Origin of the sequence: Pseudomonas tehranensis, from assembly GCF_014268615.1 — a bacterium.
GTDB lineage: Bacteria > Pseudomonadota > Gammaproteobacteria > Pseudomonadales > Pseudomonadaceae > Aquipseudomonas > Aquipseudomonas tehranensis.
On the sequence record NZ_JABWQV010000017.1, the window covers coordinates 1 to 11,541 of the forward strand.

Genomic DNA, 11,541 nt, shown 5'->3' on the forward strand with positions numbered 1-11,541 from the left:
CGCTTTCGCGAGCAAGCCCGCTCCCACATTAGATCCGGGTTACTCGCCGATAGCAGCCTTGTAGCCTGCCGCATCAAGCAGCTTGTCCAGCTCGGTCTTGTCGCTTGGCTTGAGCTTGAAAATCCACGCGCCGTAAGGATCGGAGTTCAGCAGTTCCGGTGAACCGCCCAGGTCTTCGTTGATTGCGATCACTTCGCCACTGATCGGGGAGTAGATGTCGGAAGCAGCCTTTACCGACTCCACCACGCCGGCCTGGTCACCCGCGGAAAAAACCTTACCGAGTTCGGTCAGTTCGACAAACACCACATCACCCAGAGCTTCCTGCGCATGATCGCTAATGCCCACGGTGACCGTACCGTCAGCTTCCAGACGCGCCCACTCGTGGCTTTCGGCAAAATGCAAATCGGTAGGGATGTTGCTCATATTCAGTGTCCTCAAGAGAAGTGTCAGCGGCCAGCGGCCCGCCGCAAAAGGTTAGATCAGGGTTTTGCCATGGCGGACGAAGGTCGGCTTGACCACTCGTACCGGGTACCACTTACCACGAATTTCCACCTCGGCACGATCGGCGGTGGCCATCGGAACGCGTGCCAAGGCAATTGACTTGCTAAGCGTAGGAGAAAAACTACCACTGGTGATCTCCCCTTCGCCAACATCGGCGATGCGGACCACCTGATGAGCGCGCAGAACGCCGCGTTCTTCCAGCACCAGGCCTACCAGCTTTTGCTGTACGCCGCCGGCCAGTTCGGCTTCCAGAGCATTGCGACCGATAAACTGACGGCTCGCCGGTTCCCAGGCGATGCTCCAGGCCATGTTCGAGGCCAGCGGCGAAACGTCCTGGTGGATGTCCTGGCCATACAGGTTCATGCCGGCTTCCAGGCGCAAGGTATCGCGAGCGCCAAGGCCGATGGGAGAAATGCCGGCGCCCACCAGATCATTGAAAAAACTCGGGGCTTCGTGGGCAGGCAGGACGATTTCCAGGCCATCTTCGCCAGTGTAGCCGGTGCGGGCGATGAACCAGTCACCGTCGGCACGGCCTTCGAAAGGCTTGAGTTGCTGGATCAGTTGGCCGCGCGATTGCGAGACCAGTTCGGCAATCTTGTGACGGGCCTGGGGGCCCTGGATAGCCAGCATTGCCAGTTCGGGACGCTCAAGCAGGCGCACATCGTATTCACCAAGCTGCGCCTGCATCCAGGCCAGGTCCTGGTCGCGGGTCGAGGCGTTGAAGACCAGCCGATAGCCGTGCTCGACCCGATAAATGATCATGTCGTCGACGATGCCGCCGCGCTCGTTAAGCATGGTGCTGTACAAGGCACGTCCCGTGTCCTGCAAGCGATCGACATCGTTGGCCAGCAAGCGCTGCAACCAGGCCTTGGCCTGGGGACCGGCGACATCGATAACGGTCATGTGGGATACATCGAACACACCGCAGTCGCGACGCACCTGATGGTGCTCCTCAACCTGCGAGCCGTAATGCAAAGGCATATCCCAACCGCCAAAATCGACCATCTTCGCGCCGAGGGCGAGATGAAGGTCATACAGAGGCGTACGCTGTCCCATGGGTGTCTCCTTCCGGGCTTGGCGAAGGTGCGGACGAGCACTGCACAGCGTGAACGCCAAAAACGTTTTCAGACGCTATCAGTTGCCCGGTCCGACAGACGGACCGCACCGAATGCCGCGCATTGTAGCCGCATGATGTAGGACTGACACCTAGCTGTTTCGATGGGCAGAGCGTCGTATCAATCCGATGACCGGCAACAACCCCACCAGCACCAGGGTCAGCGCCGGTAACGCGGCCCGGGCCCACTCCCCTTCACTGGTCATTTCGAAGATCCGCACCGCCAGCGTGTCCCAGCCGAACGGGCGCATCAGCAGGGTCGCGGGCATTTCCTTGAGCACATCGACGAACACCAGCAACGCCGCACTCAGGGTGCCCGGCAACAGCAACGGCAGATACACTTTGAAAAACAGTTGCGGCCCACTGACCCCCAGACTACGTGCTGCTTCAGGCAAAGAAGGGCGGATTCGCGCGAGGCTGCTTTCCAGTGGACCGTAGGCCACAGCCAAAAAGCGCACCAGATAGGCCAGCAGCAGGGCCGACAGGCTGCCCAACAGCAACGGTTTGCCGGCACCGCCCAGTAGCGTTGACAGGGGGATGACCAGTTCGCGGTCCAGATAGCTGAAGGCAAGCATGATCGATACCGCCAGCACCGAACCGGGCAAGGCGTAGCCCAGGTTCGCCAGGCCGACACCGGCGCGAATGGGACGGGTCGGCGCCAGACGGCGGGCGAACGCCAACAGCAAGGCGACGCAAACGGTGACCAGTGCCGCCAGCCCACCCAGATAGAGTGTGTGGACGATCAGCCCGGCATAACGTTCGTCCAGATCGAACCGGCCGCGCTGCCAGAACCACACCAGCAGTTGCAGCATCGGAATAACAAAAGCACAGGCAAATACCAGGGCGCACCAGCCGCTGGCCGCCGCAGCCTTGAGGCCGCGCAAGTGATAAAGCGCCTTGACCCGGGGTCGCTCGTTGCTCGCCCGCTGGGCGCCTCGGGCGCGGCGTTCGCCGTAAAGCACCAGCATCACCGCCAGCAACAACAGGCTGGCCAGTTGCGCGGCGCTGGAGAGGCTGAAGAAGCCGTACCAGGTTTTGTAGATAGCCGTGGTGAAGGTGTCGAAGTTGAACACCGACACTGCGCCGAAATCCGCCAGGGTTTCCATCAACGCCAGCGCCACGCCGGCACCAATGGCCGGTCGGGCCACCGGCAACGCCACTCGCCAGAACGCCTGCCACGGCGACTGCCCCAGCACCCGGGCCGCTTCCATCAATCCCTTGCCTTGGGCCAGGAATGCACTTCGCGCCAGCAAGTAAACGTAAGGGTAAAAGACCAGGACCAACACCAGGATCACTCCGCCAGTGGAGCGTACCCGGGGCAGGCGCAGGTTGCTGCCGAACCATTCGCGCATCAATGTCTGCACCGGACCGGCAAAGTCCAGCAGGCCCACGAAGACAAACGCCAACACGTAGGCCGGAATCGCAAACGGCAACATCAACGCCCAGTCGAGCCAGCGTCGGCCGGGGAACTCACACAGGCTGGTGAGCCAGGCGAGGCTGACGCCCAGCAACGTTACACCGACACCCACGCCGACAATCAACGTCAGGGTGTTGCCCAACAAGCGTGGCATCTGGGTATCCCACAAGTGGGACCATATCTGCTGGTCGATGTTTTGCCAGGACAGCAGCAGGACGCTCAAGGGCAACAGCACCAGCGCGGCGACAGCAAAAACCAGAGGGTACCAGCGGCGTTGGACGGGGTGGGTCAAGGGGGAGTCTCGGGGCTGACAGCAAACGCCTATTAAACCGCAAAAAAAAGATCGCAGCCTGCGACAGTTCCTACATTGGGACGCGAATCCCTGTAGGAGCTGCCGCAGGCTGCGATCTTGAGTGCTTTTTTAGTTCCAGCCAGCGCGATCCATCAAGCGGATAGCTTCGGCCTGGCGTTTACCCGCCACTTCCACCGGCAGGGTGTCGGCCTTGAACTTGCCCCAGGCGGCGACTTCCTTGGAAGGCTCCACGTTCGGATTGGCCGGGAACTCCTGGTTCACGTCGGCAAAGATGTTCTGGGCTTCAGGCGTGGTCATCCACTCCACCAGTTTCTTCGCCGCTTCCGGGTGCGGTGCGTACTTGGTCAGGCCAATGCCCGAAAGGTTGATGTGCACGCCACGGTCGGCCTGGTTCGGCCAGAACAGCTTGACCTTCAGGTCGGGCTTCTGCTGGTGCAGGCGCCCGAAGTAGTAAGTGTTGACGATACCGACGTCGCACTGCCCGGCATTGATGGCCTCAAGCAATGCCGTGTCATCGGAGAACACATCGGTGGACAGGTTCTTGACCCAACCCTTGATGATCTCTTCGGTTTTTTCCGCGCCGTGGGTTTCGATCAAGGTGGCGGTCAGGGACTGGTTGTAGACCTTCTTCGAGGTGCGCAGGCACAGGCGGCCTTCCCACTCTTTACCCGCCAGGGCTTCATAGGTGGTCAGTTCGCTCGGTTTGACCCGGTCGGTGGAGTAGACAATGGTCCGCGCCCGCAGGCTCAGGCCGGTCCAGGCGTGGGAAGACGCACGGTATTGGGCCGGGATGTTGGCGTCGATCACCTTGGAAGTGAACGGTTGGAGAATCCCCATCTGCTCGGCTTGCCAGAGGTTGCCAGCGTCAACGGTGAGCAGCAGGTCGGCGGTGGCATTTTCGCCCTCGGCCTTGATCCGCTGCATCAATGGCGCTTCCTTGTCGGTGATGAACTTCACCGGGACGCCAGTCTTCTTGGTGTACGCATCGAAAACCGGCTTGATCAGTTCATCGATACGCGAGGAGTAGACCACCACCTCATCGGCAGCCTGGGCGGCAGTGGCGCCGATCAGAGTCAGGGCGAGGACGGACAGCAGACGCTTGGATGCCAACATGGGGGCGGTCTCTCGATTGTTATAAGTGCGCAAATGATAAGGACTCACATTTAGCTTCTCAATCTAACACTGTGCAGACACGTTTCAAAATGTTGCAACTATGCGATGTGCTGTGTTTTTGCGTCCGCCATCGCGGGCAAGCCTTGCTCCCACAAAAGCTCGTCCCACATTGCCCCCTGTGGGAGCATGGCTGCCCGCGATGAGGCCTTTCGCCCCGGCAAAAATCTAGGCCTTGGCCAAATCCGGCAGGTCCCCGGTCAACCCCAACGCCTCACGCACGAACAGCGCCTTGGCCTCGGGCAGACCATCCACCAGTTTCAGCCCGGTATTACGCAGCCAGCGCACCGGCAACGGATCGGCCTGGAACAGCCGCTCAAACCCTTCCATCGCGGCCATCAGCGTCAGGTTATGGGGCATGCGTCGGCGTTCGTAGCGGCTCAATACCTTCACGTCCGCCAGCCGTTCACCGCGCCCGGCTGCCTGCAGCAGCACTTCGGCCAGGACGGCGGCATCCAGGAAACCCAGGTTCACCCCCTGTCCGGCCAGCGGATGAATGGTGTGGGCCGCATCGCCGATCAGCGCCAGCCCTTCGGCCACGTAGCGCTTGGCATGGCGCTGGCGCAGCGGTACGCACAAGCGCGGATCGGCACTCAGCACCGTCCCCAGTTGACCTTCGAAGGCCCGCTCCAGTTGGTTGCAGAAATCCGCTTCCTCAAGCGCCATCAACCGCTGTGCCTCGCCAGGGGTGGTGGACCAGACGATCGAGCACCAATCCTGCTGGCCGTCGCGCTCCAGTGGCAGGAATGCCAAGGGACCGTTATCGGTAAAGCGCTGCCATGCGGTCATCCGATGAGGCCGAGCGCTGCGCACACTGGTCACGATGGCGTGGTGCAGGTAATCCCATTCCCGGGTCGCGACCCCCGTCAAGCGACGCACGGCGGAGTTCGCACCGTCGGCGGCGATCACCAGCGGTGCCCGCAGGGTTCGACCGTCGGCCAGGGTCAGCAACCAGTCATCGCCGGAGCGGCGCATCTGCTCAAGCCGCGCGTTGGCCAGCAGGCCCAGATCGCAGTCATGCAGGCGATCCAGCAGGGCATCTTGCACGACGCGGTTTTCGACGATGTGCCCCAGGACCTCGGCATGCAGGCTGGCCGCCGAGAAATGGATCTGCCCGGTGCCGCTGCCGTCCCAGACGTGCATGTCGGTATAAGGACTGGCGCGCCGGGCGACAATGCCGTCCCAGACCCCAAGACGATCAAGGATCCGCTGGCTCGCCGCCGACAAGGCACTGACCCGGGGTTCGAAGGCAGCCTGGGGATCGAAGGGTTTGACGCTCATCGGGCTGCCGTCGAGCAACAGCACTTGCAGGCCACTGCCCTGCAACGCCAGCGCCAGGGCGCTGCCGACCATTCCGGCGCCGACAATCAGCAGATCTGCACGCAATTCCATGCTTTAAGCCTGTTGTGCTGGCGACATGAGTCGCCCATGAGAAAAATGATCGAAACAAGCCTCACGCATCGGGACGCGTCCCCAACCCCATGGCCTGGCGGGCGAACCAGCGCTTGGCCGGCGGCAACAGGTCGAGCCCCAGCAGGCCCAGGTTGCGGCCCAGGGACACCAGCGGCAGGTTGCTGCTGAACAGACGCGTAACCTGATCGGAAAACCCGACGGTCAGGGTCTGATCCATCCGCTGACGCTCGCGATAGGCTTGCAGCACGGCGAAATCCCCCGGCGCGCTGTCGCTGTCGAGCAAGGCGTCGGCCAGGGCCTGGGCATCGCGCAGAGACAGGTTGAACCCCTGGCCGGCAATCGGATGCAGACTGTGGGCCGCGTTGCCCAGGATCGTCAGATGCGGGCGGACCTGCTCTTCGGCTTCCACCAGCGCCAACGGATATAGATGTCGAGCGCCTACCTGTTTCAGGGTGCCCAGGCGATAACCGAACACGCCCTGCAATTCGCTGAGGAAGCTACGGTCATCCAAGGCCGCCAGACGTTGCGCATCCATGCCCTGACGGGTCCAGACCAGCGCGCAACGGTTCTCCGGCAGCGGCAACAAGGCCATCGGGCCATCGTCGGTGAAGCGCTCGAAGGCCATGCCGTTGTGGGCTTCGCCGGGTGTGATGTTGGCAATCAGCGCGCTCTGGCCGTAAGGTCGATTGCGCACGCCAATACCCAGCTGTTCACGCAGGCTGGAACGGCCACCGTCAGCCAGCACGGCAAGGTCGCATTCCAAGGTGGTTTCGTCATCGAGCGTCAGGCGATAGCCGCCGACCATGGGCTCCATCCGGGTGACTTGTGCCGGACAGTGCCAACTGACCACCTCGGTGTCCAGCCCTTGCCACAGGCACTGGCCGAGCCAGGCGTTTTCCACCACATAACCCAGGGCCGGCACCCCTTCTTCCATGGCCGACAACCGCGCTGTGGAGAATCGCCCGCGATCAGACACGTGGATCTGCTTGATCGGCTCGGCGCGACGAGAAACTTCCTGCCAGATCCCCAGGCGTTGATAAATCTGCCGGGACCCGAACGATAAGGCTGAGGATCGGGCATCGTAGCTCGGTTGCCAGGCATCGCCGGGGGCGAAGGGCTCGATCAGCATGATCTTCCAGCCCCGCGCCTTGGCACCGGCTTGCAGGGCCAGGGCCAGGCTCGCGCCTACCAGGCCACCGCCGACGATCGCCAGATTGACCCGGCTCATGCCGCATCAGCCCGGGCGGCGGCCATCAGGGCCTCGATTTCGGCGACCGTCTTGGGTACGCCGTGACTCAGGATTTCACAACCGGTTTTGGTCACTACCACGTCATCCTCGATGCGCACGCCAATGCCGCGCCATTTTTTCGCTACGTTGCGGTTGTTCGGGGCGATGTAGATGCCCGGCTCAACGGTCAACGTCATGCCGACCTCCAGTACCCGCCATTCGCCGCCGACCCGGTACTCGCCAACGTCGTGCACGTCCATGCCCAGCCAGTGGCCGGCGCGGTGCATGTAGAAGGCCCTGTGGGCTTCGCTGGCGATCAACTCGTCCACCTCGCCCTCCAACAGGCCCAGGCGCACCAGCCCCTCGGTAATGACCCGCACTGTTGCTTCGTGGGCCTGGTTCCAGTGTTTGTCCGGCGCAATTTCGGCAAACGCCGCCTCCTGGGCGGCCAGCACCACTTCGTAGATTGCCTTCTGTTCGGGCGAAAACCTGCCGCTGACCGGCCAGGTGCGGGTGATATCACTGGCGTAGCAGTCGATTTCACAACCGGCGTCGATCAATACCAGGTCACCGTCCTTGAGCAGTGCGTCGTTCTGCTGGTAATGCAGGATGCAGCCGTTGCGACCCGCCGCGACGATCGACCCGTAGGCCGGCATTTTCGCCCCGCCCTTGCGGAACTCATAATCGAGCTCGGCCTCCAGGCTGTACTCGTACAACCCCGCGCGCGCGGCCTGCATGGCCCGGATGTGCGCCTGGGCGGAAATCCGCGCCGCTTCGCGCATTACCTTCACCTCTGCCGCCGATTTATACAGGCGCATGTCGTGCAACAGGTGATCCAGGGCAACGAATTCGTTCGGCGGCTGGGCACCGAGATGGGCTTTGGAGCGAATCACGTTGATCCACTCCATCAGGTGCCGGTCGAATTCCGGGTTGCTGCCCATGGCCGAGTACACCCGGTCACGGCCTTCGATCAGGCCCGGCAGGATGTCGTCGATGTCGGTGATGGGAAATGCATCGTCGGCGCCATAGTCACGCATCGCCCCTTCCTGGCCAGCTCTCAGGCCATCCCACAACTCCCGCTCGGCGTTGCGTTCGCGGCAGAACAGGATGTATTCGCCATGGGCCCGGCCGGGCATCAGTACGATCACCGCTTGCGGCTCGGGGAAGCCGCTGAGGTATTGAAAGTCGCTGTCCTGGCGGTAAACGTGCTCGACGTCGCGGTTGCGAATGGCAACGGCGGCGGCGGGCAGGATTGCGATGCTGTTGGGTTCCATCTGCGCCATCAGAGCCTTGCGGCGACGGCTGTATTCCGATTTCGGGATATGAATCATGGGCAGATGGTGTTCCCTTTCAAGCAATCAGTGCAAGGACGGCTTGGTGGCCGGTTCAGCGGTTTTCTTGGTTTCGGTGAACAGCAGCAATGGCGCGACTCGCAGGTACTCCATCACTTCCATGTAGTCGCTTTCGCCGTCATCGGACTCTTCCAGAGCGTCCTGGACCTGAGAGATCGCCGCCAGGTCTTGCAATACTTCCTTGGCCTCGTCACTCAACGCATATTCGCGGCGGGTCAGGCCGAAGCCGGCGAGGAAGCCCTGGCACCACTGGCCCAGCGCAGCGGCGCGTTCGGCCAGCGGAGCGTCATCGGTAGGCAGCAGCAGGACGACGGTCATGTCATCGCTGGTCAACTCACCCTTGACCATTTCCTGCAGGCCGATGAGCGCATTGCGCACGTTGTCCGCCGGCTCGCCTTCCAGCAACTCGGCGGCGTCAGCCAGCCAGCCGTCGGCATCGAAGCCGGCGCCGGCGCAACTGCGCCCCAGCAACAGGCCATGCAGTTCAGCAGGCGAGACAGGATGACCGCTGGTGCTCAGCAGGGTGGCAAACGCTTGATACGGGGAATTCTGAATGGGCATGGGCAGCTAGGCGCCAGACGGCGCTATGTCTAGAATGGAGGCCTTGTATCCTACATCGACAGACTCGCCAAGACTATCAGAGGCTGTGCGACCCTATCCCCATCAGACACAATCTTCAGTGGACACAATGGAAGACACCGACCTGCAAGCGCTGATGGCCAGACTCGAATTGCTAATTGAGCGGGTCGAGCAACTTAAGAGCCAAAACGGACTCCTATTAGCTCAGGAAAAGACCTGGCGCGAGGAACGCGCGCACCTCATTGAAAAAAACGAAATCGCCCGGCGTAAGGTCGAATCGATGATTTCGCGCCTCAAGGCCCTGGAGCAAGACTCATGAGTTCAAGCAATAGCGTAACCGTGCAGATCCTCGATAAAGAATATTCGATCATCTGCCCCCAGGAAGAGCGCAGCAACCTGGTAAGCGCCGCCCGTTACCTGGACGGCAAGATGCGCGAGATCCGCAGCAGCGGCAAAGTCATCGGCGCCGACCGCATTGCTGTAATGGCTGCCTTGAACATCACCCACGAGCTGTTGCACCGCCAGGATACGCCGGACGTGCAAGTCAGCGGCTCGACCCGTGAACAGGTGCGCGATCTGCTCGATCGGGTGGATCTGGTACTGGCCACCGACCCGGACGTCAGCAAGGGCTGATTCGCGAGGCTGCCTGGGGTATACTTGCGTCACTCCCTGGGGTGCTTGCCAGTTGGTGATGTCCCTGAGCCGATACGCACAACCACGGGAGTTGCACGTTGGGGCCGGTGTGCATGTCCGCTTGACGGAAAGCCTTAACGCCCCCTGCAACTTCCACCTTGAACTTTCGGGTTCAAGGGCTAAGCCGACAGCGGTTCATCCGGGGAGCCTGATTTCTCACAATGCCAGTCTTCAAGACTGGCATTGTTGTGTCTGGCGCAGGCATTTCTGAGCGCCCTGTTTTACGGTTACGCTGTGCTGTCGCCACCGATTGCGTGAAATATTCATATGACCGAACCAGCGCTGCTGCCGCGCCCGCAACTCCGCCGCCTGCTACGCCAGGCTCGTCGCGCCCTGACACCTGCCCAGCAGCGTGAAGCCGCTCGAGGGCTCTATAAGCAACTGGCCCAGCACCCGCTGTTTCGCCGGGCAAGACACATCGCCCTGTACCTGCCCAACGATGGCGAGATCGACCCGCGCCTGTTGCTGCGCGCCGCTCAGCGCCGGGGCAAGGCGACTTATCTGCCGGTACTCAGCCCATGGCCGCAGACCAAGATGGTGTTCCAACGCATCCGCCCCGGCGAAAAGCTGCGACCCAATCGTTTTCGTATTCTGGAGCCGCGGATGAACATTGCCCGGCAACGCAAGGTCTGGACGCTGGACCTGGTGCTATTGCCGCTGGTGGGGTTTGACGATGCGGGAGGTCGGCTGGGCATGGGCGGTGGCTTTTATGACCGCAGCCTGGGGTATCTGGCGCGACGCAAGCAATGGCGCAAACCGACGCTGTTGGGGCTGGCCCATGAATGTCAGAAAGTCGAACGGTTGGCGCAGGCGAGCTGGGACGTGCCGCTGCAGGGAACGGTCAGCGACCGGTACTGGTATGTCGCGGGGTAGACGCCGCAGGAAAACAGCGGCGTCCTGCAGACCGGCTCAGCGTTTGAGCGAAGGCGCGGGCTGGGTGATTTCCATCGGTGTATCGGTCTTGCTGGCCCACAAACTCTGGGCGTAACCCGTGGTAACGACCCCCAGGCCGAACAGAATGACCAAGATCCACAACAAATCCGGTTTGCGTTTCATCGATTGCCCCCCTCAAGGCATATCACACACGATGACAGCAGCGGTTTTCTTATTGGCCGTGCAGCAGCGTAAAGCTTGGAAGGCCGGCATTTTGCGGCAACCGGCATCAACACGCAAACTCTGGCGTCAACCGACTGTCGGTTTGTCATAAGATCGCTGAACTTTTTTTATCATTACCGCCCAGGAGTAGAAATCATGGCCTATTGGCTGATGAAATCCGAGCCCGACGAATTATCCATCCAGGGTCTGGAAAAGCTCGGCCAGGCGCGATGGGACGGGGTTCGCAACTACCAGGCACGTAACTTCTTGCGGGCCATGGCGGTGGGCGACTCGTTCTTTTTCTACCACTCCAGTTGCCCGGAGCCGGGTATAGCCGGCATTGGACAAATCATTCGGGCAGCCTACCCTGACCCGACGGCATTGGAGCCCGACAGCCACTATTTCGACCCCAAGGCCAGCCCGGATAAAAATCCCTGGACTGCAATCGACGTGGCCCATGTCGAAACCTTTCCCCGCGTGCTCAAGCTCGACTATCTCAAGCAGCAAACCGCCCTGGCTGAAATGCCGCTGGTGCAAAAAGGCTCGCGACTGTCGGTGATGCCGGTGACGGCTGAGCAGTGGGCGGCGGTTATTGCCTTACGCTGATCCTCCATGAGTTGATGGATATCAAGCTGGGCCCGTAACGAATCCAGCAGACTGCAACGC

Annotated in this window: 13 protein-coding genes and 1 other RNA gene; 5 read left to right on the plus strand and 9 right to left on the minus strand. The window is 61.6% G+C overall.

The genetic code is table 11. The features are described 5' to 3' along the window. Positions 1 to 39: 39 nt before the first annotated feature. The 8 genes from gcvH to HU811_RS05800 all read right to left on the minus strand — a co-directional run bounded on the left by gcvH (position 40) and on the right by HU811_RS05800 (position 9,069). Positions 40 to 423: a glycine cleavage system protein GcvH gene (gcvH, locus tag HU811_RS05765; RefSeq protein WP_186654585.1), complete on the minus strand. Its 384-nt coding sequence runs from the start codon at positions 421 to 423 to the stop codon at positions 40 to 42. A 51-nt stretch (positions 424 to 474) separates the two neighbouring features. After that, positions 475 to 1,557, minus strand: coding sequence for a glycine cleavage system aminomethyltransferase GcvT (gcvT, locus tag HU811_RS05770; protein WP_186654587.1), 1,083 nt, complete (start codon positions 1,555 to 1,557; stop codon positions 475 to 477). A gap of 150 nt (positions 1,558 to 1,707) precedes the next feature. After that, positions 1,708 to 3,324, minus strand: coding sequence for an ABC transporter permease (locus tag HU811_RS05775; protein ID WP_186654590.1), 1,617 nt, complete (start codon positions 3,322 to 3,324; stop codon positions 1,708 to 1,710). Positions 3,325 to 3,453: 129 nt separating this feature from the next. Beyond that, on the minus strand, positions 3,454 to 4,458 hold the full coding sequence (locus tag HU811_RS05780; protein WP_092452781.1) for an extracellular solute-binding protein: 1,005 nt from the start codon (positions 4,456 to 4,458) through the stop codon (positions 3,454 to 3,456). Between the two features lie 225 nt (positions 4,459 to 4,683). Next, the gene (locus tag HU811_RS05785; protein ID WP_186654644.1) at positions 4,684 to 5,901 is read right to left on the minus strand and encodes a 2-octaprenyl-3-methyl-6-methoxy-1,4-benzoquinol hydroxylase; all 1,218 of its coding nucleotides are present in this window, start codon (positions 5,899 to 5,901) and stop codon (positions 4,684 to 4,686) included. 67 nt (positions 5,902 to 5,968) lie between these two features. Further along, positions 5,969 to 7,156 (minus strand): 2-octaprenyl-6-methoxyphenyl hydroxylase, encoded by a 1,188-nt coding sequence (ubiH, locus tag HU811_RS05790; protein WP_186654592.1) that lies wholly within the window; start codon positions 7,154 to 7,156, stop codon positions 5,969 to 5,971. Next, on the minus strand, positions 7,153 to 8,487 hold the full coding sequence (gene pepP / locus HU811_RS05795) for a Xaa-Pro aminopeptidase (RefSeq protein WP_092452787.1): 1,335 nt from the start codon (positions 8,485 to 8,487) through the stop codon (positions 7,153 to 7,155). The genes ubiH and pepP overlap by 4 nt, the downstream gene beginning before the upstream one ends. A gap of 27 nt (positions 8,488 to 8,514) precedes the next feature. After that, on the minus strand, positions 8,515 to 9,069 hold the full coding sequence (locus HU811_RS05800; RefSeq protein WP_186654595.1) for a YecA/YgfB family protein: 555 nt from the start codon (positions 9,067 to 9,069) through the stop codon (positions 8,515 to 8,517). 127 nt (positions 9,070 to 9,196) lie between these two features. On the opposite strand from HU811_RS05800, the gene HU811_RS05805 reads away from it, so the two are divergent. The 4 genes from HU811_RS05805 (at position 9,197) to HU811_RS05820 (ending at position 10,653) form a co-directional block, all read left to right on the plus strand. Further along, positions 9,197 to 9,406: a TIGR02449 family protein gene (locus HU811_RS05805; protein ID WP_030138125.1), complete on the plus strand. Its 210-nt coding sequence runs from the start codon at positions 9,197 to 9,199 to the stop codon at positions 9,404 to 9,406. After that, on the plus strand, positions 9,403 to 9,720 hold the full coding sequence (locus HU811_RS05810; RefSeq protein ID WP_047226084.1) for a cell division protein ZapA: 318 nt from the start codon (positions 9,403 to 9,405) through the stop codon (positions 9,718 to 9,720). The genes HU811_RS05805 and HU811_RS05810 overlap by 4 nt, the downstream gene beginning before the upstream one ends. A gap of 30 nt (positions 9,721 to 9,750) precedes the next feature. Then, positions 9,751 to 9,930: non-coding RNA, 6S RNA (ssrS, locus tag HU811_RS05815), on the plus strand. A gap of 117 nt (positions 9,931 to 10,047) precedes the next feature. Further along, on the plus strand, positions 10,048 to 10,653 hold the full coding sequence (locus tag HU811_RS05820; RefSeq protein ID WP_186654597.1) for a 5-formyltetrahydrofolate cyclo-ligase: 606 nt from the start codon (positions 10,048 to 10,050) through the stop codon (positions 10,651 to 10,653). A gap of 36 nt (positions 10,654 to 10,689) precedes the next feature. On the opposite strand, the gene HU811_RS05825 is transcribed toward HU811_RS05820, so the two are convergent. Continuing rightward, positions 10,690 to 10,836, minus strand: a complete 147-nt coding sequence (locus HU811_RS05825; protein WP_092395219.1) for a hypothetical protein — start codon at positions 10,834 to 10,836, stop codon at positions 10,690 to 10,692. A gap of 195 nt (positions 10,837 to 11,031) precedes the next feature. Here HU811_RS05825 and HU811_RS05830 point away from each other — a divergent pair, with 195 nt between their 5' ends. Continuing rightward, positions 11,032 to 11,481 (plus strand): EVE domain-containing protein, encoded by a 450-nt coding sequence (locus HU811_RS05830; protein ID WP_186654599.1) that lies wholly within the window; start codon positions 11,032 to 11,034, stop codon positions 11,479 to 11,481. Positions 11,482 to 11,541 lie beyond the last annotated feature (60 nt).

Bases quoted from the DNA above. Each gene is read 5' to 3' on its own strand.
- gcvT (WP_186654587.1), bottom strand. From the start codon at position 1,557: ATGGGACAGCGTACGCCTCTGTATGACCTTCATCTCGCCCTCGGCGCG.
- pepP (WP_092452787.1), bottom strand. From the start codon at position 8,487: ATGATTCATATCCCGAAATCGGAATACAGCCGTCGCCGCAAGGCTCTG.
- gcvH (WP_186654585.1), bottom strand. From the start codon at position 423: ATGAGCAACATCCCTACCGATTTGCATTTTGCCGAAAGCCACGAGTGG.
- HU811_RS05800 (WP_186654595.1), bottom strand. From the start codon at position 9,069: ATGCCCATTCAGAATTCCCCGTATCAAGCGTTTGCCACCCTGCTGAGC.
- ubiH (WP_186654592.1), bottom strand. From the start codon at position 7,156: ATGAGCCGGGTCAATCTGGCGATCGTCGGCGGTGGCCTGGTAGGCGCG.
- HU811_RS05820 (WP_186654597.1), top strand. From the start codon at position 10,048: ATGACCGAACCAGCGCTGCTGCCGCGCCCGCAACTCCGCCGCCTGCTA.
- HU811_RS05825 (WP_092395219.1), bottom strand. From the start codon at position 10,836: ATGAAACGCAAACCGGATTTGTTGTGGATCTTGGTCATTCTGTTCGGC.
- HU811_RS05780 (WP_092452781.1), bottom strand. From the start codon at position 4,458: ATGTTGGCATCCAAGCGTCTGCTGTCCGTCCTCGCCCTGACTCTGATC.
- HU811_RS05830 (WP_186654599.1), top strand. From the start codon at position 11,032: ATGGCCTATTGGCTGATGAAATCCGAGCCCGACGAATTATCCATCCAG.
- HU811_RS05810 (WP_047226084.1), top strand. From the start codon at position 9,403: ATGAGTTCAAGCAATAGCGTAACCGTGCAGATCCTCGATAAAGAATAT.
- HU811_RS05805 (WP_030138125.1), top strand. From the start codon at position 9,197: ATGGAAGACACCGACCTGCAAGCGCTGATGGCCAGACTCGAATTGCTA.